Genomic DNA, 26,734 nt, shown 5'->3' on the forward strand with positions numbered 1-26,734 from the left:
TTTTTTTGGATGAGCGGTTCGATCACCGCCCATTGGTCATCGGTGAGGTCATGTCTGCTCGTACCGCTATTGTAGCGTAAGCAGACATTTTTGAGATAGGTTCTACTATGAAGTTATCTCATTCATTGCCGACCGATTCCACGATCGTGACGCGCACACTCGGCATCCGCGTGACCAGCCGGGTCAACGACGTAACACACTCCGGATCGTGAGTAAGGCTGCTGCGGCAACCATGCTGCCGCACTCCAAACTGCGCAACACGCGGATGATAACCGAGCAAGGCAACCAATCCGGCGTGTGATGGTACCGGAGATGGTTATGAGAGCGCGACAGTACAGCTTTTTATGAAATAAGTTCTATGCATTACCCACGATAGTCTGTGCCCTGTTGTGATCCATTACAGGCTCCCCCATAGCGCTCCCGCCAATAGGGCCATGCATCTTGTGGTATATTACATGCCTGATGAAGCCAATACTACCGTGCGCATTTCGCGCTGTTGATCAATTTCCTGAGTTGTACGCCGCTGTGGCACCGGCGTTGCGAGCGCAGCAGGCACGGGTGCAATCCTGCCTGCGCTCCGCGATTGATCGTTCGGTGCTGCGTGAGGCTGTGCTTGCTACACTGCGTGAACAGCGCGGGATTATTGCGCTTGACGCCCCTATTGGGTCGGGGGCGACGACTCTGTTGTGCCAGTTGGCCGTGCTTGCCGAGTGGCCGCTCTGGCTGGCCGATGATGATGATGGCAACGGTGCTCTGGCGTTCTATGCCCAGATCGTGGCTACACGACGCCCGAATCTGCCCTTGCTCGATCCGGCTGCGTTGACCGATCCGGCGGCCTGTGAGCGGCTGTTGCACGAAGTTGCCGATCCCGACCATCCATTGGTGTTGCTGGTGAGTGCCCCAGACCGCGACCGGCAACCACTGCGCCCGCTGCCGTTGCCGCTACCGTTCGATCTACCGCCGGGGGTAACGCTGATTGTCCACGGTCAGTTGCCAATTGAACCGGATGCCCGTCTGTCTTTGCCCACCGTTGACCGTGCACTCCTGCAAACGCAAATGGAATTGCTGGATCGGCGTCATTGTCCACCGAAATGGCGTGAAGCGCTGTTGAATGCGGCCCAGGGTAATCTGCTCTATCTCAGTTGGGCCGAGCGCTGGTTGCATCTGGGCTTGCTTGACATAAGCAAACTTCCCTCCGATCTTGATCGTCTTCTGTATCACTGGTGGCAGACGCTGACATCCTCTGAGCAACGACTGGCGATGTTTTTGGCCGCTGCAGGTGAGCCGCTGCCCGTGACTGCACTGGCAGCAGTAAGTACCGAACATCCCCAACTGATCCTGGATCGCTGGGAAGAGCAGGGGCTGGTGCATATTCATCTCTGGCGCGTGAGTGACGATGACTCGCTGTTGCTGGTGCGTTATGCTCATCGTGCATTGCGCCTGTTTCTGGCCCATCATTTTCCCGACAAAATAGACATTGCGCATAGCGAACTGGCCCAGTGGTGTGCCGGGCAATTACGTCGCAACCCTCTCGATCCGGCGAATCGCTATTTGGGTCGGCAATTGGCCCGTCATACTGTCTTGTGTGCGCCGGAGCGTCGTTCAGTCGATTTGCCGACAGCGCAACCGCTCGCCTGGCTGCGTGAACGAGAGTTGCGTGAAGGGTTAACCGGTGCGTTGCGTGATGCCGGCTGGATGCTTCAGGATACGACTGTTACGACGCCACTGACACTCACCCGCATAGCCGCCGTGACCGGTACGCTGGCGTCGCGTGCTCGGCAGTTGAGTGGTGAACTGGTGACTGCCGCGTTTCTCACCGCCGTCAACACCTCTGGCCGTGAGGGAAGTTTGCGTCGGGTGACGGCGATTGTTGAGCAGTTGCCTGATGGCGTGCCGAAGGCAGCGGTCTTGCGTCAGCTCGGCGAAGCCTGTTACAGCGTCAATATGCGGAGCGCGGCGATGCGACTGCTCTCGCGCGCACTCGATCTTGAAGCGCAGCCGGTCTCGCGCGCCTGGCGTGATGCTCGCGACCAGATGATCGAGGCGTTGGCGACAGCCTGCATTGAAGCCCACGATCCCGATCAGGCTTTGGTCTGTGCCGAGCGGATCGATCTGCTGGAACGGCGTGCCCATGTCGAGACGCTGGTGGTGCGGTATCTGTTGAATAACGGCCAGTACGACCGGGCCTGGCGTTTGGCACGCTCAATTCTGCATGAAAACCGGGCCGCCTGGGCACAGGCCGAGGTCGCCGTGGCACTGGCGCGGATTGCCGATCCGCGTGGTCAGATGCTGCTGGAAGAGATTCGGATTGAGACGGCGCGAGCCTGGGCCGAAATTGAGCTGGCATGTGATCTGGCATTGCGTGACGAAGATGCGGCGTTGCAACGGATTATGGCGCTACCAGGTCAACATCAGCGGGATCGTGGCCTGGCCCGGTTAGCACGGGTCTTCGCGTTGGCCGAAAAGGACGGTGATGCCCTGGCAGCCGCTGAACGCATCAGTAGCCGTGAATTGCGCGTGACAACCCTGTTGGAGTTGCGAATCTTGCTGCAAGGTCTGGTCGCTAATCTGGCGACCGAACGGGCAACTCGCGAGATCGATGCGCTTCAGGGTGATGATCGCCCGATCTTACTGGCAGCGCTTGCCGCTGCTCACGCTGCCATCGGGCGTCGAGAGCGTGCGTTGGCCATTGCGCACCAGTTGAGTGGCGAGGAACTGGAGCGTGCGCTATCGCGGGTAGCCGTGGCCTGCGCCCAGGCCGGCGATTACGCCGGAGCGCAGGCTGTCCTGGCCGAGATGACCGACGACGATGAGCGTGATTGGGCACGTGACGAGATTGCCCGTCAGTTGGCGGCTGCCGGTAATTGGGAGGCAGCGGTTGCCCAGGCTTCCGCAATAGTTGCTCCCGAACAACGGGTGCGTACCTGCGCAGACCTGGCAATTGCCCGCATGCGTGCCGGCGATGTGATCAATGCCATCTCATTAATCCGTTCGCTGGACGTTGTTGGTGAGCGGGCGCGGGCGTTGATTGTATCGGCGCCACATCTGGTCGCTGCCGATGCCACGTTTGCCGATCAGCTTGCCGATGAACTGCTGACCGGCGAGGCTCGAAGTCGCTATCGTGCCGCATTGGTGGTAGCCCTGGCCGGAAAAGGTCAGATCGCATTAGCGAGTAGAGTGGCCCGTCGTATCCGCCGGCGTAACGAACGGGTGCGGGCTGAGCTGGCCATTGTCGCTGCGCTCGATCCCGCCGACCCGCTAACCCTCCAGCGCCTAGCAGCGACGTTGCGTCAGGCGGCTATCGGTCGTGAAGAGATGTTCCGGGCGCTTGAGCTGACGGTTCCCATCTTGTGTCGTATCGGTGGGACGTCACTGCTGGCTGGAATTGCTGCGACTATTGTGGCCGATGATCGAGCCTGAAAAAAGCATGCGCCGCGAACACCCAGAGGAACTCGCGTACCGTTGCTACCTTTCGGTCCTGGCGGGGTTCCGCAAGTATCTGCCGTTCGCGGCACACCTGTATTATACGCGAAAATCCGCATCGCGCAACCCTTGCATCTACGAATAGCCGTGGTATTATTCCAGACAATCGTAGTTGCAGGAGGTTGTATGAGCAGCGAAACCACTTCTCGCCCCCCAAAGCGCTATGCGCGGATCGCCCCTCTCTACAAGGCGATGATCTGGACATCCTTCATCATGAATGCCGTTCTGCTGATTGTGCTTGGCATCGTCATCGGCATTCTGGTGATGTATCAGCGTCAGGTAGCGCAGCTTACCGAGAGTCTGCCGGCCTTTGCCGCTAATAACCTGGCTGAGCTGCAAGATGTGGTTGATAAACTTGAATCGGCAACGATTGTGTATACCGTGCCTCTGAGCACACGTCTGCCGATTGAGCTTGATGTTCCGATCAACGGCGAGACAATCATGACCGAGCGCAACGTAGTGACGCTGACTGAGCCAGTGTCACTTCAGGCCCCTGCTCAAATCGCGTTTCCCGGTGGTGGTGGTAATCTCAATGCCAGTGTGTCGATTGTGTTGCCGGCCGGCCTGGAATTGCCGGTCGATCTGAATATGAATGTCAAACTGGTCACGTCAATCCCAGTCGAGCTTGACGTACCGGTGAATATCCCGCTTGCTCAGACTGAATTAGGACCACAGTTCACCCGACTGGGAGCTATCGTTGATCGGCTGATAGCACCGGTTGCGCCATTGTTGCCAATGCCGGAAACACCACCAGATAGCAGTCAGCCTCGTCGTGAATAGAACTTCATAAAAGCTGTACTGTCGTGCTACCCGACCATTGCATAGGTGCATAAACGCTTGCCAATGACCAATGATAATCTATCCTGCGCCCAGGCTGCCGCTATGAACGCGAGGTGGGCTGACGACCATCGCTAGTGCCCTCGCTCGTTGGATGGGGTGTCTTACCCACCTGTCATGCACGTGGCGAAGCGTTTGGCGTGCAGCAGCCATGCTGCCGCAGCAGCCGTGCTCACGATCCGGCGCGTGGAACGCCGTTGACCCGGCTGGTCATGTGGATACGGGGTGTTCTCGTTACGATCCTGGAGTCGCTCGGCAATGAATGAGATAACTTCTAGTAGATGTTTTTTGAAATAGGTTCTGGTATCTTTTACCGGCGAGCAGGCGGGTGAGATGTTCGCACTGGCGTGTGGGAGTTATGCTTCCACACTCACCCTTCCCGGCCCTCCTGATGTCAAATCCGCAACGACCTGTGGGGATCATCTGCATGGCACGGATGCGCAAATTCCGTAGGGGCGGGTTCCAAACCCGCCCCTACGGAGGGTACATATACCAGTTCATATTGCCAGCCCGCCCGTTGCATACTACCCGGTTGATGATGCCGAGGGTAACATCTGCATTGCGCTGGTTCTATCTGGTGAGCTGATCTGGCCCAAATCCGAAGGGCAACAGCTCCTGTGGCGTGGTCAGACGGCGCTCGCTACCGTTGTGGTTGAGGAGAACGATCTGCGCCTGTGGCGCGAGTTCAAAGATCACCTGACGACAGGCGCCACATGGGCTGGCAACTGTTGGTGTTGGTGTCACCACAGCCAGCGCAACGACCGGCCCGGCTGCCGCCATGTGAGCGCAGAACAGCGCTACCCGCTCGGCACAGATGGTGAGAGGATAGGATGCGTTCTCAATATTGGCACCGCTAAAGATACGGCCATCATCGGTCAGGACGGCGGCACCAACCGCGAAGCGTGAATAGGGTGCATACGCACGCTGCCGGGCATCCAATGCCGCGGCGATCAATTGCTCAAGGGCCACTGGATCCATGCAGTTCTTTAGGAAGCGGCAACAGCGGTTTTTCGGCATCCACCAGCGCTGCCGCTGTTATTTCAGCCGGTGTCCGCCGGACAATTCGTAATCGTTCGGCACGAATCCCCTTTATCGAGAGCACGGTGATGGTCACCTCGTTGCAGACCACCTGATCGCCTTCACGCGGGATACGCCCCAGTTGCTCGTAGACCAAACCACCGATGCGATCCGCAGTTGTTTCGGGAAATTCAACCTCCAGGACCTCGGCGACATCATCAATCGGTACGCGGGCATCAACGATCAGTTCATTCGGTCCAACCTCAATGATAGCCGGCTCTTCTGTATCGTACTCATCGCGAATTTCACCAACAATCTGTTCGATCAAATCTTCGAGCGTTACGATACCGGCAGTACCACCGTATTCGTCAACCACAATGGCCATATGCACCCGCCGCCGCTGCAAATCTTCTAACAGGGCAGCGACCTTCATCGTTACCGGCACAAAGTATGCTGGTCGGAGCAAATCGCGCAACGGTGTATCGTGCTTGCCATCGCGCAAGACGGGGATCAGGTCTTTGACGTAGAGAATACCGACAACGTTATCAATAGTCTCTTCATACACAGGAATACGCGAATGACCGCGAGTAATCGCGACATCAAGCGCACGTTTCAGCGGGCTATTGACTTCCAGCGCTACCACATCGACCCGCGGAATCATAATCTCGCGCACCAGGGTATCACCGAAATCCATGACCCCTTCGATCATCTCGCGCTCTTCATGCTCGATCCAACCGGCCTCTTCGCCGGCACTCATTATGAGCCGTAGCTCCTCTTCGGTTACAAGTGGCGTAGGAGGAGCCGGTTGGCCGCTTAAGAGGGTAAAAATGGGGCGCGTAATGGTATTGATCACCGTCATCACCGGCCATAACACCATCGCGATGGCGACCAGTGGCCGGGCGAGGATCAGAATCGTTGTGTCAGGACTCCGCAGGGCAAGAGCTTTGGCGACAACTTCGCTCAGGAGTAAAATGGCAAGCAGCAATCCTACCAGACTGCCAATAATCATTGATAGCCCATAAGGAGCGACGAGCTGGATCGTCAGTGCCGTGACAGTAATCGTCAAGGTTGCGTTAAGAAAGATAATGGCAGATTTGATGCGGTATGGTTCATCGAGAAAATGAGCCGCAAAGCGGCGTGTACCGAGACCAGCCGAAGCGAGTAGAGTGCTCAGCCGGGGTCGACTCACCGTTATCAGGGCTGTGTCGGCGGCTGAGGTAATACCTAGGGCAATCAGACACAGGCCAATACCGATAACGAGCGAACCAGGGCCAGGGTCTTCCAAGAGAATCATCCTCCTTTCGCGCAACAGAGTGGTGCGCTTCACTCAACAATGGCGCCCGAATTGATACTCCCTTCGGGCGCATAACGACCGCGTCATCAGGAAAAAAGCGCACTCAGTGATAGATCTTTATGGATGCGCATAATCGCTTCAGCAAACAATGGTGCCACGCTAATCGTGCGCACCCGGGCTGCTGCGGCGGTTGGTGGTTGAGGGATCGTGTTGGTGACTACCGTCTCGACGAGATCGGACTCGGCGATCAACTGTAAGGCGTTTTCGGCAAAAATGCCGTGGGTAGCGCAGGCATACACGGCCCGTGCGCCACGAGTGCGTAGGGTTTGGGCCGCTTCAATCAGAGTTCCTCCAGTTGAGATCATATCATCGACAATGATTGCCGTCTTCCCTTCAACCTCTCCAACCATCTCGATCACTTCGGCTGTATCAGGTTCGGGTCGTTGTTTGGCAATAATCGCCAATCCGGCACCAATCCGCTCACGAAAGCGATTGGCCCGCCCTACGCCACCGGTATCGGGAGAGACAACAACCGGGTTAGGCAGGTTCAGTTCACGAATGTAATCGGCCAGCAGTGGCGAGGCTTGCAAGTGGTCAACAGGAATATCGAAGAACCCTTCAATGGCTGGAGCGTGCAGATCCATCGTCAGAACGCGGTCAGCGCCGGCGGTACGGATCAGGTTAGCCACTAGCTTGGCCGAGATGGGCTCACGGCCCGAGGTCTTCTTCTCTTGCTTGGCATACCCATAATAGGGAATGACCGCCGTTACCCGCGCTGCCGAGGCTCGCCGGAAAGCATCGATCATAATGAGCAGTTCCATTAGGTGATGGTCCACCGGCGTACAAGTGGGTTGAATCACAAACACATCACAGCCACGGACATTGTCGTGAATCTTGACCCGTGTCTCGCCATTTTTAAAGGTACCAACCAGTGCCCGTCCCAGATTGATGCGCAGGTTACGGGCAATCTCTTGCGCTAATGCCGGGTTGGCATTGCCGGTAAAAATGAGCAAACGACCATCCATGGTTCAGCGGTTCTTTCCTGAATAGAAACGCGCAGCGAGCATGCTCACTGCGCACCTGTTACATGCAAGACCAGAAGTGCTGATCTCCTCCACGTCGGTGATAAATTGTTTGAGTTCAGCAGTTTCATTACCGCATCGCGTAATTGAGTGTTGGCTGCCGGGCCAGGACTCGAACCTGGACAAACGGATCCAAAGTCCGTGGTGCTACCATTACACAACCCGGCACCTCGCTAAGAATTATACCATAAGTGTGCAGGTCTGTTGTCAACGATATCATAGCGAACACACCCGCTGAACAGGCTATCGGCTGCGATTGCTCATGGTTACGGTGTTCCAACGGGCGGCCAATGTCTCGTGTTGTCGCGTAGATCACATAGCGATCACGCTGCTGTAACGTCGCCTGTTGGAATGTCCAGACTGTTAGTTGGACGCTGTGGAACGCTGCCTCGCACAATTGACAGTCTGGGCCAAGCCTGAACAATCACCAACGGCTTTTTGCAATCACTTCTCGTCAAACAGGCGACGTCGATCTGCCGACCATATCGTAGCCTATGCTACACTAGAGGGCAACGTGGAGTAGTCGCAAGGAGAATTCTATGACCGATACCCAGAAAATTATCTTCTCGATGTATCGTATGGGAAAGGTGGTACCACCTAACCGCGAAATCCTGAAGGATATAAGCCTTTCCTTCTTTTACGGCGCCAAGATCGGTGTCATCGGTGTAAATGGTTCAGGAAAGAGTTCGTTGTTGCGGATTATAGCCGGGATTGATCAAGATTATACCGGTGAGATTACCCGTTCGCCCGGCTACATTATAGGATTGCTCGAACAGGAGCCATATCTCGATAATACGAAGACGGTACGTGAGATTGTCGAGGAGGGAATGGCCGAAACGGTGGCGTTGCTGCGTCGCTACGACGAAATCATCGAGCTGTTCAATGACCCAAACGCGGATTACGATGCGTTGATCGCCGAGCAGGCCGAACTTCAGGATAAGATCGATCATGTCGATGGTTGGAACCTTGATAGCCGATTAGAGCTGGCAATGGATGCGTTGCGTTGTCCACCTGGTGATACGCCGGTAACGGTCTTGTCGGGAGGAGAGCGCCGGCGTGTTGCGCTCTGTCGCCTGCTCCTGCAGCAGCCCGATATTCTCTTACTCGATGAGCCAACGAACCATCTTGACGCTGAGTCGGTGGCCTGGCTCGAACGCCATTTGCAGGAGTACCAGGGAACAGTGATTGCGGTGACGCATGACCGTCACTTTCTCAATAATGTCGCCGGCTGGATTTTGGAACTTGAGCGTGGGCATGGCATTCCCTGGCGCGGCAACTATTCGAGCTGGCTTGAGCAGAAGCGCCAGAAGCTGGCCGAGAGTGAGAAGGCCGAATCGCAACGACAAAAGGCCCTGCAGCGCGAGCTGGAGTGGATTAATATGGCGCCGAAGGGGCGGCACGCCAAATCAAAAGCCCGGATTGCTGCCTACGAACGACTGCTCAGCGAGAATCAGGATCAGCGTGATCGGGAACTCGAAATCTACATTCCACCAGGCCCCCGCCTCGGTGATCTGGTGATCCGGGCGACCGGGGTGACGAAGGCTTACGGCGATAAACTACTGTATGAAAATCTCAGTTTTGATGTTCCGCCAGGGGCAATTGTGGGTATCGTCGGCCCAAATGGTGCCGGGAAAACCACTCTGTTCCGCATGATTGTCGGGCAGGAACAGCCTGATAGCGGAACGCTTGAGATTGGCGCTTCGGTGAAACTAGGTTATGTCGATCAGGGTCGGGAAGTGCTCGATCCCAGGCAGACGGTCTGGGAAGCGATCTCGGAAGGACACGACCAAATTGTGCTAGGTGGCCGTCAGGTCAACTCGCGTGCCTATTGTGCCCGCTTCAATTTTAGCGGTAGCGACCAGCAGAATCTGGTAGGCAGCCTCTCTGGCGGTGAACGTAACCGTGTCCATCTGGCCCGCATTCTCAAATCCGGGGCTAATGTGCTGTTACTCGACGAGCCGACCAACGATCTTGATGTGCATACCTTGCGGGCACTCGAAGAGGGATTGGAAAACTTTGCCGGTTGTGCGCTGATCATTTCGCACGACCGCTGGTTTCTGGATCGGGTTGCCACGCACATTCTGGCGTTCGAGGGTGATAGCCAGGTGGTCTGGTTCCCTGGTACCTATTCTGAATACGCTGCCGATTATCGACGGCGGAAAGGCGCTGAGGCCGATCATCCACACCGCATTGTCTACCGTCGCCTGACACGGTAGCAGGTGGGGGTGATATGGATTGGTCGTATACTGTGCCCCTGGTTCCCTCACCTTGCCCCCAGCTCCTACTCCTCTCCTGCCGGGGAGAGGAGCAGAAGTTGAAGGGAAATGCTTCTCCTCTCTACGTCTAGCGTTGAATGATCGGTAGGTGAATGCGGTACGGGCCTCCTACCACAATAGGACCGATGACGCGCACGTTCCCTGCCGCATCACGCGCCTCCACGTATACGCGATATGTACCAGGCCTTGACAACGGCACGATATAGCGCCACTGACCAGATTGCAATTCGGCAGCTCCGTTCGTTACCAAACCATCAGGGCGTTCAACCCGCACCGTGATTGCAGTAACACCTACTTCATCGCTGTACGTGCCACCAATTTGTACGCCGTCGCTCAGAAATACTGGAGCTTGTTGGGGCGTCGCCTGCAACTGTACCGGTTGTAGCAGGTTATTGCTCAGTGTTGGGGCAATAGTGTCGATGACGTAATCGAACTGTTGGGTGTTGCCACGATTACCAGCCTCATCGATTGGCGTCAGACGCAGATGTTGTGCAGATTGGTTCGTCTGCTCACGAATGGGCAGGGCATAGCTCCAGCGATTTGTTCCATCTACCGGTACTTTGGTGCACTGGAACCCTTTGCTATCATTTTGATCAACACACACCTCGACCGCAGCCGCCGATCGCTCATCATTGATCTGCCCATCCAGTTGCAGGGTGCCAACTCCCACTGCACCTAGACCCAAACGGGTTATGGTTGCATCACTCAGGATAAGCCGTGGTGCCTGATCATCAACAATCAGGTTCAGTGGGTCACTCCAGGCGCTGGTCAATCCGGCTCGATCCGTAGCTCGCGCCCGGATGGTTACCGACGTACCATCCGCCGGCGTTCCCAGGTTGACCGGACATTGCCATTCGCCATCTTCGGGGGTTGTGTCGGTGCATGAAACAATCGAGGGTGACGCACTACCAACGGTTACCTCTAGCTCAATTTGCGGTACATCCGACTCATCCCAGACCAGGCCGTACAGAGTTGTTATGCCCGGTTTGATGTACGAGAGTGGTTCGTAAATCTCAACATGTTCTGGCGGTGTAATATCAACCGGATGATCGACAAAGAACCAGTCTAGGGCATCATCGAGGTTGGTCGTATCATCGTGGAACGAGACATCTACTGTTGCCCAATCTTCGTCTTCACCAGCATCACGGGCGATCTGCCGATCAACAACACCGGTAAAGGTTGCTATGCCGTTCGTGCCAGGGTTAATCGTTCCCAAGTTAATAAACTGTTCATAGTATGGAGTTACGCCCGTGATCAGGGTGCCACCTGGTAACCTTAGTGATCCCCAATTGACGATCCATGCCTGCACATTGGTTGCCGGCACTTCACCCACATTCTCGTAGTGGATCGTGTAGGTGATAGTCTGGCCTTCAATCAGTGGCGGTTGGTAGGTGTCCAGTTCCGCTATCTGCTGTCCGTCAACCTGGCTGATATCATCAAGCAGTTGTGACTGATCGTTGATCAATTCATCGGTGAAAATTGAGTAGACTATACCAATCGGTTCGACAGTAATGCGAAAGCGTACATCGGCGGTCAATTGCCCTTGACCTGGACAGCTACCTGCACCAATGTTATCCCAGAATATAACATTCGTAAGTGTCACTGTGTTGGTGATATCTTCACTGCTCTTACTGTTGAGGACGTTTGGACTGGTGAGCGGGTTGTTAGCCGGTATCACAGACCAGATTCGCAGACTGTCCTCTTCAGTCGCGTATGCCAGCATCTGCACAGGTGTTGTTGCCGGAGCAGTGATGTTGAGTGTCGTGAATGGGATATAGATTTCGAGCAGTGTCGGATCCATCGGATCGCTCCACACCTGCCAGTTACTACTCACAGAAGTCCAACTTGTGCCGTTCCAGCTCAGCAGACTCATAGTCGTGCTGTCGTCAATTCGTACCAGGTAATTAGGCGAGAAGCTGTTTGACCAACCCAAATCGAGTTGCCCGCCACTCATACCCTGGCGATACGGTGCCGAAGCACCACCAGGTGCGGTATCTAGGTAGAGATACAGATCGTTGCTACTGTCCCAGATTACACCATGCCAGGCGAGGCGGATGGCTCTGTCATCCCATGCCGTAAAGAGTCGTTGCACGCCATTTGTTGCCGCCAGATCATTGGTGCGTCGTGCCAAGGCACTGTTTTGGCCGACTAGGTTGCACGCACCATTGCGCCATTGGGTGTCAATTGCTCGTGCTGGTTCGGTTGCACCGGTCTGCGAAATGACAGCCGGCGTCGATGGTGGATCGTAGATAATCGGGCCAAAGGTCTGTATCTGACGATTCCCGTTCGCGTCTTGTTGTACTATATGGGCGTAGAGAATAGATCCGTCTAACGGTGTTATATCATGGTAGTTGGGTCCAGCTCCATATGCCGTCAGGCTAGCAATATTCGGTTCGGCGTCGGTATTCCATCCGGTGAAGAAGGTGACTGGCCCGGCACCATCGCTGCCGGTAGTCCACTCCATTCGTAGCGATAATCCGGGCGTCACAACTACCGTTCCATCGCTCAGAATACTGCCGCCGACAATGCGTAGCGTTACATTCTGATGTGCAGGTGGCGTCACATCAACCGTGATTGTCTGTCCTGATGCCGTGATCTGGCGTCCGGCAGCGTCGGTGGCTCGCAATGCCATCGTGAAGAGCTGGTTGTCGAGATTACCGGTGTCGTCGGTGATAGGCAGCCACCAGCGTCCATTGACAATTGGGTCGGCATCGGCCTCAATCCAGATGCTGCCATCAAGTGACGCCTGCACACCGGTTATCACGCCGGTATCGGTGACCAGAATAGGTAGCGCCAGCGTATTTGTCAGCGTATTACCGGTTGTGACGACTGCGCTGGCAAAGCCGATTGCAGTTGGTGCTGCGGTATCTACGAACAGGATCATCTCCTCGACAAGCAGTTGTCCATTCTGGTCCTCAATCCGGAATTCCAGGTTATAACGTCCATCAGCCGGTGTCCAGGCCGCCAGACTGAAACTGGCGCTTGGTGTACCTGACGGCCAAGTCTGATTATGAATTTCACTACCGTTTCGTAAAACTCGCAAGCGCTGCAAGCCGGCGTTAGCGCTAACTTCACCTGCCAGCACAATCGGATCGAGCGTCGTTCGCACATTGCCGGACGGTGAGGTAACAAGGATGTCAATCGGGCGTGCCGGTGGTGTAACCGGCTGAGGGTTACTGCTACCATTGCGGCCCAACGTATCGGTAGCGGTGCCGGTAGCACTGTAGCTGATATGCCCTGACACGACATAAGTGATGTCGCGACCATTTAACAGCTTCAGATCGCTGCTCTGCCGCCGCCAGGCAGCCGGTTGGTAGAACACCGACAGGTCGCTACGTTCAAGGATGGTTCCGGTCGGTTCGGGACATACGACAGTTGGATGGTTCAGGTTGATGTCGCGAATCTCACAGGTGATTGTCGTGCGGGCCAGCGAACCGCTCCCCTGTTGTGTCACCCGTACAGTGACTTGGGGGCCACGCGTATCTACCAGTCCACGCCAGATCAGCTCGCCATCGTGCACAGTACGATTGGCAAGCGCATCGCTTGCCCGTATCATCAGCGCATATATCCCGTCGAGGTTGTTGGGGACGGCCAGACTCCAGGTGGTATTCGTTGCGCCGGGTGTCGCCAGTGTGACTGCCTGCCAGGTACGGTCTGCGGCAGCGCACAGATCGCCAACCTCATCGGTAGCCAATGCGTAGTCATACATATGCACCTCGTCTACCATGCCGATGAAGCCGCTACCAATACGGGCTGTTGCGGCAGAGAGATGTCCGGCGCTGCAGGGTGTAGAGGCAATGGCGACCCCTTCACGATACACGTTCAGGGTGGTACCGTCATATGTGGCGGCAAGATGCTGCCATCCGCTGCCGGCAGGGGTAAACGATGCCGTACAGGTTGCACTGCTCCCCCATAGCTGCACGCTGTTTGTGGTTAACTCGACATAACCTGGCTGGCTGGCCAGGCCACGTTCGAACCATCGACCGCTGCCGTTAATCCAGGCGGCAATGCTGAATTCCCCCAAAGTTCCCATCGTATCGGTGATGCTCAGCGCCTGGGTTGCATTCAACGTAATGCCCTGATCGACTCGACCACCGGTGAGCTGTGGGCAGTTAGTACCGCTGCACACTGCTATCAGGGAGGCATCAGCAGCATTAGCAAATACCTCGCTACCGGTTGCTTCCTCAAAGAGGAGACGAACACGCGCGGTTGCCAGCACATCAGCCTGCTCTTGCGGCACCCAAGCTACTTCCATTGCCTGAACACCACTCGCCACCGAGCCGGTATCGCTAACAACTCCAGACAGCACGAGGGTAGTCGTGATCGTATCGCCGGGATTGCTATTCATCTGGAACGATGGAGAAGTGGCATCGAGTTGTAGTAGAGTCGGATGGGTCACTGTCGTCAGATTGCCCGCCAGATCAACGGCCCGCATGGTGATAGTGTATACTCCGGTCGGTGGTGTAATCCGGCCATCAACGCCACCCCCGCCGGTCAGGCGATAGTTATGCTGCCAGGTGCCGCCACTAGCGGTGATCTCCTGTGGTATGCTGGTTACAGCGTCGCTGCTCGCCGGCAACAATTCGAGCGTGACCAGTGTGCTTCCACTACCCGCACTTGTACCGGCTGCTGGATCAGTGAGCGTGCCGGTGAACGGGAAGACCCATCCACTGCCGGCGTCGAGGCTAGGTCGTACGGGTGTAGAAGGGACGCTGCTGAGCGTGATCATCGGTGGCTGCCGATCAACAATAAACGTCACCGGTGTGCTTGCCGCACCTTGATTGCCGGCAGTGTCACGTGCTCGCGCTCGTAACGAATGCTGTCCTTCCGCCAGTGCACTTATATCCAACGTCGTTGCCCAGGTTGTGCCAGACAGGGTCGTCTCTTGCCAGGCACCACCATCCAGGCTGATCTCCACCAGTTCGATTCCATTCGTATCGGTCACAATTCCACTCACAACCAGACCACTATTGACATTGGCGGCCGGCACGTAGCTCCCATTCGCCAACGAGACAATCTGGGTTGCTGGAGGAGTGTTGTCCACTACCAGCCGTAGTGGTGTTGGTAAGGTGCCACTATCGAACAATCCGGCCGCTTCGCTGACGATCTGCGCCGACAGCGTGCCGATTTGGGTGCCACTATTGCCGCTAAGCCCGGCTGGGGTAACGACACACGGTTGGCCGTCGGCACAAGCTAGGCCAATATTCAGTGTAGTTGGAGCATCAACCAGCCAGGCGAAGCGTTGTGGACTGCCTAACAACCGGTTATTTCCGTCTACCGCCTGATAGAGCAGGTTGGCGCGGTTGGCTACTCGTGCTCCAGCGGCAACCACGAAGTGATCGGCTGCGGCAGCAACGGCAGGTCGAAGCACATTTACACCACCATCTGAGAGGAGTAGGATTTCATCATACAGGATCGTGCCGGCAAGCAAACGACCAAAGACCGATCCATTGCGCAGGTAAGCTATCAAAGTACGGCCAAATGTTGTACTATATGCCAACGCCGGTCCAGACTCATCGTCTGGGGTAGCCGTGAGTTGTATAGGCGTGGTGGTCCCACTATCATCAATCCGTACCATCCAGATGTCGCGCTGATTGGTTGGTCCACGCTCGTACACGGCAAGATACGTTGTGCCAACGGTAGCGAGGGCGACCGTGTTGCCGGTCTGTAGTGCGTTATCCAACGCTATTTGTGTACCGGTAAGTGTGCCATTAGCAGCTACTCGTTGTGCACGTAAAGTGCCGCCGTCTAGCCAGGCAACCAGGAAATTGCTACCGTTGCTAGCCACTATCGGCGCTGAACCGGAACCGAGGGTGACCGGTGAAGAGACACTGGTCCCGGTAACACGAGTAATATGAATGTTCGTTTCATGCTGCCAGGCTACCAGACATGCGCCGGAGAGGCAGGCTACGGTTGGATTTGTCCCCGAGCCAACAGTCAAAGGTGTACCAAGGGTTGAAGGTTGTGCTGGCAGAAATTGTACCTGACCACCGCTTTCGGTGACAACGGCGTATGGTGTGGCTGCACCTGGTGTTGGAGCAAGCGCAATCGCACTAACAGGAGCGCTGGTGCGTTCAACGAAGATCGGTTGTGCCCAACGTGCCGAGAGATTACCACCGGGGCTGTACTGGGTGACAGCGTTGAGCACGAATGGCCCTTCTGGAGTGCTGGCCGGAATTGTTAGATTGGTAACAAAGCTCTGGGCCTGGCCTGGCAACAACTCAAACGATGTTGACGGGAAGCTGTTGACAGGGGTATTAAGCCAGACTGCTCCGCGCAGTGGACGACCTTCAAGCAGGTTGTGTTGCAGGGTGACGGTGTAAGTCAACGACTGACCGGGTCTAACGGTGAGATCACCGTCATTAATCTGAGGAAAGACGCCAATAGGGGTAACTGGCGCGGATAGTTCGGTGGTTGTGCTACTCAGAAATGAGCCAATATCCATCATACTCAGGCTGGCTGGCGCTAACAGTAAACTGGCTACTTCGCCAGCTGACAGCGCACGGGTGAAGATACGGGCCTGAGCCAAGACGCCGGTAAATGGCTGCGAGTACGCGTCCGCGCGATTCCCAAGCCGGAATTCATTATTGAAGGGATCGATATCGGTGATTGAACCACTGCCGTTATAGTTGTGTATTGGATTGCCGTTGATGTAAGTAACTACCACACCGTGCTGATAGGTCACTGCTACATGCGTCCAGGTATTGAGTGGCGCAAAGTAGCCGGTGTTGATCCATACCCAACCAGGGTGGGCATTGGCGAATGCCCACTGAATTGAGCCATCGGGGAAGCGAGCGACTTCGTATTCACCTTCACGGTTGACCAGAATTCCACCACTATTGGCAGTTGGATACATCCAGACCGCAAACGTCATGGCGTCACTCATGCGGAATCGCTCATCGGTACCAGCACTAAGATAATCATTGCCGTCGAAGCGCACACCGGTACGACCACTTATTGTAATACCGGCATCAGGACAACGAGGGGCAACGCAGCTCATCGTCGTGCGGTTAATAGAGTCGGTAAAGACTGGGCCACTCACTTCATTCAACGGCCACGAAGCCAATGCTGAATACGCAGTCGTCGGGCCATTTTGATAGAGCCAGACTGCATCCGACGCCCCACTTCCACGGGAATCGACTGCCAGTGGGCTAGTGCGCAACCAGAAACCCTGCCCTTGCACGCTGACCCGAAAACCGTCTACCTCTTGTCTGTCACTTAAGCCGTCGCCATCAGTATCGGCACGGGTAGGATCAGTTTCCCACAATACCTCTTCACGATCGCTCAACCCGTCACCGTCGGTATCTGCACTACGTGGACTCAAGCGAATACCTTCCCCGGCGCGCTGAAATTCAAATGCATCACTCAACCCGTCACCGTCACTATCCCAGCTGGCATCATTTGGATCGCTATGGTGAGCAACACCGTCTAAGTCTCCATCAGATCGGGTTGGGAAGGGTACATTGCCGCCCCAATCCATCCGTACAAACTCGTTAAGGGTTGCCGGGAATACATCGAACACCACGCTATCGGCCAGACGTGAGTTGTATCGCTTAACATCATCGTATGCGCCGCACCACAAGAAAATGCATCGCTTATATGGCAGGTTGAAAGCAGTATTTAACCAGAGTGATGTGGCGTGGTTTATGCCGGCAGGGAAACTAAAATCCACCGCTCGGCTATAACTCCCTTCGATTGGTGGCCATCCCGGCCAGGTGTTCAAGTTCTGTTCAGATGTTGCCAGTGAGACAACACCAGAAACGCGCTGACGAGCCTGCCAGTCATTCCATGGATGGCCAAACCAACGATTGCCGATCCGATGTGGATTCCAATCTAGATTTGGATACACAATAGCACTGAAGCGTAGAGGATTCCACGCCGTCATCCCGGCAGCCGGATTAATTAGCCCAAGGTTGGTGCCGCTAACCGTTGGTTTTACGGTTAGATAGCGCGACTCATCAACGATAAAGCGTGCAATCTGCTGGAAGAGCCAGCTAGAGAAGGTTGTAGCACGCCCCAGGATGATTGAAAGGAAGATCGAGAGTACGGCATCGATAATCACGAGTACCGCTACAATAATTGGGCCAACTTTGGGAACAAACGCCAGCGCAGTTAAGAAGACAATCCAGGCAACTTGCAACACGGTGGTGATGATCAATTGTGCCAGGGCTACGCCGGATAGCTGATTGGCAATCGCTTCGTAGATCGCCAATCCAACCGTTGCCAGTACCAATACTCCACCGATGACAATGGTAAAGGCCGCTGAGGCAGCAGTGATCTTTTGCAGACCAAATTTCGCGATTAAGATCAGGTCAATCCCATTCTTGATAATGGTTGCTACCGAAGAGGTGACTTGCTGCACTAGCTCCATGCCACCGGTTTGGAGCCAGCGGTTAAGTTCGGGTGATATGGTGCCGATTTGAGCTGTGGCTGCCATCACCAAACCGGCAACCAATGCGCCAATAATCGCCCCGCGAATCGCATCGCCGGCTTTCGCTTTGAAGCTGGTAACAAATTGGGCAGAGACAGCCCAAGCTGCACCACCGCCTCGTGCTGCACTGATGCCTAATGTTATGATGACCTTACCCATCTGCTTCAGCATAGCATTGGTTTCTGATCCTTGCGCTTCACCGAGCGCGCTCATGGCATGTTTTAATGCACCGTTACTTTGTGCAGCGAGTGCAGTGTTGATCTGCGTCATTGATGCATCAGGGGCCGCCAGATCTACAGTTGGGCGCTGCTGACCATTAATAATGGTGGTGACAATACCTTGGATCAGGACGGCTAAATAGTTGCGCAAGATTGTAAGCTGAGCCGTTTTCAAATCGTCGTCAGTACTAGCCTGGCTTTGGTGGCGACTTACAAACCGCTGCACCGTCTGCTCGGCCGAGAGCGCTCGCCAGTCACCGGCAGAAAACTCATAGCCGGTCAGGCTGAGGTGGGCGGTCGTTTGTATGTGAACGGCATTGGGTCCGCCATTTGTCAGGTTCAGACTGAGCACCGTATCTGCCCACGAGGCATTACTCCCTAGACTGTCAAAATTGAGTGCACGGAATGTCTCATGCCGAACGTTCAGGATCAGTGGCTGATACTGAGCCGGAATCCAATCGCTTAAAACTGAGCGATTTCGTGTTGCCGCATTACGTGCTAGACTTAGGGTGTCTGTCTCGTTATAGGTGCGTACGCGGAAGATGTCGGGCAGTCCCCAGCGCTGCTCATCGGGAATACTGTTATTGCTTGGGTGATCAAACCGACTCGCGATAGTGGTAGGTGAGAGATCGGTACGTCCGCGCAAGAATGTTTGATCGAGACTATTAATCAGTGCAAACAACGCATCATCGCGGGCGACAGCATCGCCTTGAGCCGCCGGATCGGCAACCACCAGCGCTCCGCTTACCCCGTGATCTTCACGTATCTGCATACCGGTCAGTGTCCAGGACTCATTGGCATATACGTGGACAATGCCTGGTTTATCAAAGCCGTCCACATCATTTTTCGTCTGCACCGCCCACACTAGGCGCACTCGGTGGGCGGTGCCCCATCCAGGAACACCGCGGTAAAGCATCCGTCCAGAGAATGCTACGCGCTCGCCGGTCTGCTGGTTGGTCATTAAACTCAATGGCACGTATGCGACGATGGTACTGTCATCCGCCCGTCGAATGGTAATGCCCTGAGCGCTCAGAATTGGCGAGGAGAGGTTACCGTTACCGTTATCGGTGTACGAGGGTAGCGTTGCAAAGGAATTGGCCGGAATGCTGATTTCAAGTAATGGAATGAGCTGGAGATCGTCGGTTGTAGCATTCCGATCCTGTATCTGGCCGGCGCCGTCGTTGGGCCAGTCGAAGCGACTCTGGGCATACCAGAGCTGATTTGCGTCTTGCGGACGAACCTGAAAATCAACTGCGACTAGGGTGTTGTTGTACAGGTTATCTAATTTCAACCAGAGGGCGCGATTGCCGTTGAACGCTCCCTGACTACCCGAATGGGTGGATGGTGAGAGGTCAAGTGCATCAGGAACGCCATCATTATCATTGTCGCGATCAAAAGCGTCTGGTACTCCGTCACTATCGGTATCGCGTGGTAGCAGCGTACTTCCATTCCGAATCACTTCCAGGCTGTCAATAATCCCATCGCGGTTGGTATCCATCGCCAACGGATCGAGAAACCAGTCTCGTCCGTTGTAGGAAAAGCCCCTGGCCTCGGCGAAATCACTTAAACCATCACCATCGGTATCACTCTCAAAACGGCTTGTTCCCAGGAATAGCTCTTGAAAATCGTTCAAACCATCGCCGTCAGAGTCGCGACCGTCATGCACCAGGCTGGCCGGTGTGATGGGTAGAGCCGGCGTCGCCTGTGTGATCAACGACTCCAACCGTGCTTTGCTATCGGTTGCCTGGTACGGATCGGTACCGAGCATGTGCTCCTGAATGTCACTCAGTCCATCCCGGTCATGATCATAGGTGCTTTGATTACGTACTTCACTGAGCAAGACATCAGCCACAATGTGCGCGGCGGCAAACTCTGCCGGCATTTGTGCTTCACGGTCTGAAGGTGTCTGAGTTATGGCCGGTATCTGTTGCGACGCAACACTACGCTCCGCTTCAGATGCCTGGATGGCATAGGCACGGTGGGCAGTGAGAAGAGGACCGCTAATCAATGTCACCAGCACAACCATCGAGATCAGGCTGTTGAAACGTAGCACAGAACGCCGCTGTATCAGCACTACAATCGCGATTAAACAAGACAAAAATGCACTCAACCAGATCACGGATGGTGCCAGAGCATTCAGAACGTTCAGAATGTTCCAGAACAGGTGTTGCCAGGCAAACGGCGGGCTGGTCGGTAGCGGTCCGAATCCGAAAAAGTCCATCGTGATCTGGGCATGACTGAGTCGTTGCGTACTCCCTGTCGGTAAGGTCAGGTCTATTATTTGGCGTACCGGCAAACCATTTTGATCAACCCAGACCTCACCGCTACCCCGCAGATGGGTGTACTCTTCAGCCGGTTTGAGTTCGGCGCCGGGTGGTAGCCGGTTCGCCCGTACTAAAGCCTCTTGCTGTCGTTCACGCAAGTAGCGCTCAAGCGCCGGGCCATCCAAGCGGAAACGATAACGTGTCATCGTTACGCCATGCACCACCTGTTCGCCTAGCGTCTCTACATCACGTACCGCTGCTAGGTATCCCATCAGATCGCCACCGGGCGCATAAAGATCGGCCAGGCCAGGATATTCTTCCCATTCACCCCCTGCCTGTCGTACCCAGGTTTGGCCCTCGGTAATCCGAATCGTAATGCTTCCTTCACCGTCGGCTACTGTACCACCTTGCGACCACAAGCTCAGCTCAGTAGTGTCAGCTTTGAGATCGGTTTGTCCTTTCAGGAATATCTCCTGACGCTCAGGTGCCTGTCCGACGGTAAGTGGTGAGGGTTGCGGATCGGTGAGCACTGTAGCACTGACGCTAAATTGATACGTATTGGTACTGATGGCGCGTTGCCAGGCTGCCCGCAGGGAATCGGGGGCGATAACCGGCTGAATCCGCATTGCAATCAACAGCAGGAAGATACCGAGGAATACAGTGGATAGAGCTGTCTTCAAGAGATGATGTCGGTAATGCATTAGAATAATACCTCCCAGACAAGCAGAACTTCAGGCCGCAAAACGCGCACGAAGGGTGCAGTGGAATGTGAGGTGCAAATGTATCGTTTACCTGAAATATAGCTTGCCTCGGAGGCATTCATTCTTGAACCGCAAGTACTATATGGTAAAGAATACGCTCTGCTTCCCTCAAGACTTTCCTTTACTAATAGCTCGCATCTCCATTACCTGATACGATACGCATAGTGTCAGGCCGAAGATGACGAGCGTTCACGGATACAGAGATAAAGATTCCTCTCTTAAATGAGATTTTGATGAGAGCATAACATATCTTTGGCTTTTAGGCAACATTCCGTTGCGATCTTCTTTTGTTTCTGCATTACGCAGGAGGTGTCGAGGGGAGATCATTCAAGATATCGCTAAGCCCTATCTCCGGCATACGCTCACACGTTCTGTCTGTCGCTGAACATTCCACTGAACAAGAGATACCTTTCTGAGTTGCCCCTGCGAGCGTGAACATTCGACTCACCCGCTGTTCACCCCATTGCGGTGCCAAACCCGCACGTAAATCACGTCTGCGAGATATGGAGTGCGGCAGCCACACTGCCGTGCTGAGTGTATCGACCGTCGGGTAACACTGACCAACTCCAGCTCTCTGGAGCAATGGCAATGGCTTGCGGCTGTACTTCACCGATATGCCATTCCACCGACCAGGTAGGGCAGTTGACCATCCCGCCTCACGCACCGTCAACTCATCAGTCCTGGTCAGGCCAGCTGATCGTGACGAGACCGCACGTTGTCGTCGTGACCGGTAGGATAATCGGTGCGCCACGCACTCGGTAAAGAGCAGGGTGGACGCAGACGCCCGCTTCTGCACGCCAAACCATGCTACATGGGCAACCCTGCGTGTGAGCGGTATCGATACCGGTGCGTCATACCACCACCAGCGTAGCGAAAGCCGGCTCTGCGCAGTCGTGCTCAGGGCGTCACCAGGGTGAACAGTGGATTGCGATTCGAGATGCCTATAACGCCAGCGATGGTATGAGTTGACAGCTCACTACTTTCCGGGTATCGTACCTTATATATGTCGCTACGGCGACAAAATCCGAAGACCTTCGGGGCAAGGTGCAATTCCTGATCGGCGGTAATGGTGGCGTGCCCACACAAGCCCGCGAGCCGCAAGGCAGGATCCGGTGTGATTCCGGGGCCGACGGTATAGTCCGGATGGGAGAAGGTCTGCGGTTGGCCTGGCACGATAGCAGATGAAGAGGCAAGAGCCATTGAGTGCTCTTGTCGGCTTTGGCGACTGCACCGGTAGTAGCCGAGCACTCGCTGACTCTGTGTTGCCGTCTCCTCCGCGATGCCCCGAAGGTGTGTTCAGGGGTGTCGCGATGAACCATCAGCCACACGTTTTCACTCTCGAATATGCCGTAGACCTGGCGCTGCAACAGGCGGCTGCGGTTGTTGGTCGTACCAGCCCCAATCCGCCGGTCGGGGCGGTGGTCGTGCGTGATGGGCAGGTGGTTGGGGTTGGTGCAACCCAGCCTGCCGGTGGTCCACACGCTGAACGGATAGCGTTGGCCGCAGCCGGTGAGCGGGCACGCGGGGCCGACCTCTATACCACGCTCGAACCATGCACGTTCTATGGACGCACGCCGCCCTGTACCGAGGCAATTATCGCTGCCGGGATTCGGCGTGTCTTCTTCATTGCCCATGATCCCGATCCGCGGATGGGATGTGGGGCAGCCGCTGTTTTGCAGCCTGCCGGGATTGAGGTTCACCAGATCACAACCGGCGCGGCAACTGTAGCCGGGCAACTGGCTCCGTTTCGCTGTCGGGTACAGTCTGGTCGTCCACTGGTAACCGCAAAGTATGCCATGACGCTCGATGGCCGCATTGCAACCGCGAGTGGTGATAGCCGCTGGATCACCGATTCGGCAGCCCGTGCGCAAGTGCATCGGCTGCGTGATCAGGTGGATGTGATTATGGTGGGTGTTGGTACTATCCGCAATGATGATCCGCAATTGACGACGCGCCTTGATCAACACTGGCGCACATCGCGCCACCCCCTGCGGGTCATTGTTGATAGTCGCGGCCAGACACCACTGCACGCCCGTGTAGTGAGTGGCGATCTTCCCGGCCAGACGCTCATCGCTTGTGTCCAGTATGAGCCAGGCTGGCTGGCTGCCATGCAGTCCCGTGGTGTGCAGGTTGTGCAATTCCCTCCAGATGCAACCGGGCGAGTTGCTCTCGCACCGTTGTTGCACTATCTGGCTCAACAAGGTTACAACCACCTGCTGGTTGAAGGCGGAGCTACGCTGCTCGGTGCACTGCATGCAGAGCGTTTGATTGACGAGATTTGGGCATTTATCGGTGCTCGCGTCGTGAACGATGCCCTAGCGCCGGGACCGATGGTCGGGCCTGGTGTCGCCGGCATGGCGATGGCTCGTAATTATCGCCTCCGGCGGCTTGAACAATACGACCAAGATACGTTGTTGATAGCCACAGCAGTTGATGCACCGTGGTGGGATGTTGAGGAGGTTGCTGATGTTTACCGGCATTGTTGAAGAGATGGGAACCGTTGCCCATATCGTGAGTGGGCAAGATCAGGCTAACCGGTTGACGATTACCTGTCGCACTGTGCTTGAAGGAACTCGCATCGGCGATAGCATTGCCGTCAATGGCACCTGTCTGACGGTGACAGCACTCACCGCCGATAGCTTCACTGTTGGCCTGAGTCCAGAGACCTTGCGCCGCACCAATTTGGGCCGGCTGCACGTCGGTGACCCAGTGAATCTCGAACGGGCACTGGCGTTTGGCGGTCGGATGGGTGGGCATTATGTGCAGGGGCATGTGGATGGTGTTGGCGAGATTGTGACAATTGTACCCGAAGGTGATTCAAAGCGGGTAACGATCCGACCGCCGGCTTCTTTGCTACCGTATATTGTCGAAAAAGGCTACATCGCGGTTGATGGCGTCAGCCTGACGGTGGCCGAGATGGGGCGCGAGACGTTTACCGTCGCCCTGGTTGCGTATACCCAATCGGCAATCATTATGGGCCGCCAGCCGGTGGGAGCATTGGTGAATATCGAGGTTGACATTATCGCCAAGTATGTTGAACGCCTGCTTGAGGCGTATCGGCAGGAGGCTCGCTAATGTTCGCATCAGTCGAAGAAGCGCTGCGCGATTACGCGGCTGGCCGGATGATCATTATCGTTGATGATGCTGATCGAGAGAATGAGGGTGATCTGGCCTGTGCTGCGCAACATGTCACTGCTGAAACGATCGCGTTTATGGCGCGCGAAGGGCGGGGTCTGATCTGTCTGGCACTCGCCGGCGAGATAGCCGACCGTCTGGGACTAGAGCCGATGGTATGCCAGAATCGGACCCGTTTCGGTACCAATTTTACGGTGTCGATTGAAGCTGCTCGTGGCGTTACCACCGGTATCTCGGCTGCCGACCGGGCGCAGACGATTCGCGTAGCAGTTGATCCAAACAGCGGCCCGCACGATCTGGTGCAACCGGGTCACGTCTTTCCACTGCGGGCCGCGCCCAACGGTGTTCTGGAGCGGCGTGGTCAGACGGAAGCGGCGGTTGATCTGGCCCGGCTGGCGGGTTTGCAACCGGCCGGTGTCATCTGCGAAATAATGAATGACGATGGTACGATGGCCCGTGGTCCTGATCTTGTCCGCTTTTCTGTCAGACACGACCTCAAGATCATCAGCGTCGACCAACTGGTCGCCTACCGTAAACGCCATGAACGTCTGATTGAGCGCATGGCCGAAGCGCAGCTTCCAACCCGTTATGGTGCGTTTCACGCAGTCTCGTACAGCGCTCGTTGTGCACCTTACGAAGCAGTTGCACTAGTCATCGGTCATCCCAAACCCGATCAGCCGGTTCTGGCCCGCCTGCACTCTGAATGCCTGACCGGTGATGTGTTTGGTAGTCTCCGCTGTGATTGCGGCGAGCAGATCGATACCGCGCTGCGTCAGATAGCTGCTGCCGGCTGTGGGGTGCTGATCTACCTGCGACAGGAAGGTCGCGGCATCGGCCTGCACAACAAACTGCGCGCTTATGCCCTGCAAGAACAGGGATTTGACACCGTTGCCGCAAACGAACAACTCGGCTTCCCTGCCGATCTGCGCGACTATACGGTTGGTGCCCAGATTCTTGCCGATCTCGGTGTGCGCAACGTTCATCTGTTGACTAACAACCCGCAGAAAGTGGCTGCATTACGTGAATTTGGTTTTGCAGTGACGCAGGTTCCCGTCTGTGGTACACCAAATCCGCACAACATTGCCTATCTTCTCACCAAACGGAATCGTCTAGGTCATCAACTGGAGAACATCTATGACCATCTATGAAGGTACGTATATCGGCAATGGCTTACAGATTGCGATTGCCGTCAGTCGCTGGAACGATCTGATCACCAACCGCCTGCTCGCAGGTGCACAAGATGGATTGCTTCGGCATGGTGTAGCTGCCGATCATATCGACATTGCCTGGGTACCAGGCTCATTTGAGTTGCCGCTGGTATGCCGTCGTCTGGCCGAAAGCGGTCGCTACGATGCAATCATTGCCCTCGGTGCCGTGATTCGCGGAGCCACCACGCATCACGAGCACGTTGCTGCTGCGGCCAGTAGTGGGATTGCCCAGGTCAGCCTGCAAACCGGTGTTCCCTGTATCTTCGGCGTTATCACCACCGACACCATCGAGCAGGCTATTGAGCGTGCCGGTACCAAAGCCGGCAACAAAGGCTTTGAAGCGGCTACCACTGCGATTGAGATGGCTACGCTGCTGCGGAGGCTAAATGGCTGATGGTATCGAATCCGGTTTAATATGAGTTGTGGCACGCCACCTACCATCACCCTCGCGCGGTGCCTTTAAGTGCTTCATCGTGGTACGCAAGCCCCGGTATACCCTGGGAGCGCACACCTCCGGTGCGCTCACCACCTGTCCTCCTCCCAACCTACCCCCGCTAGGGCTATGCATTACCCACATGTCACGCTGCGTTATGCCAGGCTGCACGCGTTCCCCGTGGCGCAGGCTTCTGGCCTGCGTGGAGGCATCCTCGCCACCGCCGGCAGGTGCTGGCCCCGCTGGAAGGCTTTCAGCTTGCCCCACGGTCGGATACACTGTCTACCGCCGCTAC

Annotated in this window: 11 protein-coding genes, 1 tRNA gene, 1 other RNA gene and 1 riboswitch; of the genes, 7 read left to right on the forward strand and 6 right to left on the reverse strand. The window is 55.8% G+C overall.

What is annotated here, in order from left to right:
* Positions 1-462 precede the first annotated feature (462 nt).
* On the forward strand, positions 463-3,420 hold the full coding sequence (locus VAE55_RS01390; protein ID WP_322814042.1) for a hypothetical protein: 2,958 nt from the start codon (positions 463-465) through the stop codon (positions 3,418-3,420).
* Here VAE55_RS01390 and ffs read toward each other — a convergent pair.
* Positions 3,421-3,519, reverse strand: an RNA gene (gene ffs, locus VAE55_RS01395) — signal recognition particle sRNA small type.
* 90 nt (positions 3,520-3,609) lie between these two features.
* Here ffs and VAE55_RS01400 point away from each other — a divergent pair.
* Entirely contained in the window at positions 3,610-4,263 is a 654-nt protein-coding gene (locus tag VAE55_RS01400) for a hypothetical protein (RefSeq protein ID WP_322814043.1), read from the forward strand.
* Positions 4,264-4,890: 627 nt separating this feature from the next.
* Here VAE55_RS01400 and cdd read toward each other — a convergent pair.
* The 4 genes from cdd to VAE55_RS01420 form a co-directional block, all read right to left on the reverse strand.
* Entirely contained in the window at positions 4,891-5,298 is a 408-nt protein-coding gene (gene cdd / locus VAE55_RS01405) for a cytidine deaminase (RefSeq protein WP_322814044.1), read from the reverse strand.
* The gene (locus VAE55_RS01410) at positions 5,279-6,631 is read right to left on the reverse strand and encodes a hemolysin family protein (protein ID WP_322814045.1); all 1,353 of its coding nucleotides are present in this window, start codon (positions 6,629-6,631) and stop codon (positions 5,279-5,281) included. The genes cdd and VAE55_RS01410 overlap by 20 nt, the downstream gene beginning before the upstream one ends.
* 86 nt (positions 6,632-6,717) lie before the next feature.
* Entirely contained in the window at positions 6,718-7,656 is a 939-nt protein-coding gene (locus VAE55_RS01415) for a ribose-phosphate pyrophosphokinase (protein ID WP_322814046.1), read from the reverse strand.
* Positions 7,657-7,807: 151 nt separating this feature from the next.
* Positions 7,808-7,881: transfer RNA gene (locus tag VAE55_RS01420), tRNA-Gln, on the reverse strand.
* A gap of 371 nt (positions 7,882-8,252) precedes the next feature.
* On the opposite strand from VAE55_RS01420, the gene ettA reads away from it, so the two are divergent.
* Positions 8,253-9,929, forward strand: coding sequence for an energy-dependent translational throttle protein EttA (gene ettA / locus VAE55_RS01425; RefSeq protein ID WP_322814047.1), 1,677 nt, complete (start codon positions 8,253-8,255; stop codon positions 9,927-9,929).
* A gap of 127 nt (positions 9,930-10,056) precedes the next feature.
* On the opposite strand, the gene VAE55_RS01430 is transcribed toward ettA, so the two are convergent.
* Positions 10,057-21,603, reverse strand: a complete 11,547-nt coding sequence (locus VAE55_RS01430) for a LamG-like jellyroll fold domain-containing protein (protein ID WP_322814048.1) — start codon at positions 21,601-21,603, stop codon at positions 10,057-10,059.
* Positions 21,604-22,689: 1,086 nt separating this feature from the next.
* Positions 22,690-22,822: riboswitch (FMN riboswitch) on the forward strand.
* Positions 22,823-22,973: 151 nt separating this feature from the next.
* On the opposite strand from VAE55_RS01430, the gene ribD reads away from it, so the two are divergent.
* From ribD to ribE (VAE55_RS01450), 4 genes are read left to right on the forward strand one after another with little or no spacing between them, the layout of a single operon-like run.
* Positions 22,974-24,149, forward strand: a complete 1,176-nt coding sequence (gene ribD, locus VAE55_RS01435) for a bifunctional diaminohydroxyphosphoribosylaminopyrimidine deaminase/5-amino-6-(5-phosphoribosylamino)uracil reductase RibD (RefSeq protein ID WP_322814049.1) — start codon at positions 22,974-22,976, stop codon at positions 24,147-24,149.
* Entirely contained in the window at positions 24,130-24,738 is a 609-nt protein-coding gene (ribE, locus tag VAE55_RS01440; RefSeq protein ID WP_322814050.1) for a riboflavin synthase, read from the forward strand. The genes ribD and ribE (VAE55_RS01440) overlap by 20 nt, the downstream gene beginning before the upstream one ends.
* On the forward strand, positions 24,738-25,946 hold the full coding sequence (locus VAE55_RS01445) for a bifunctional 3,4-dihydroxy-2-butanone-4-phosphate synthase/GTP cyclohydrolase II (RefSeq protein WP_322814051.1): 1,209 nt from the start codon (positions 24,738-24,740) through the stop codon (positions 25,944-25,946). Before ribE (VAE55_RS01440) ends, VAE55_RS01445 begins: the two co-directional genes overlap by 1 nt.
* A complete protein-coding gene (gene ribE, locus VAE55_RS01450; protein ID WP_322814052.1) occupies positions 25,933-26,400 on the forward strand; it encodes a 6,7-dimethyl-8-ribityllumazine synthase in 468 nt (155 codons plus the stop codon). Before VAE55_RS01445 ends, ribE (VAE55_RS01450) begins: the two co-directional genes overlap by 14 nt.
* Positions 26,401-26,734: the final 334 nt, after the last annotated feature.

This window comes from Chloroflexus sp., from assembly GCF_034432675.1.
GTDB lineage: Bacteria > Chloroflexota > Chloroflexia > Chloroflexales > Chloroflexaceae > Chloroflexus.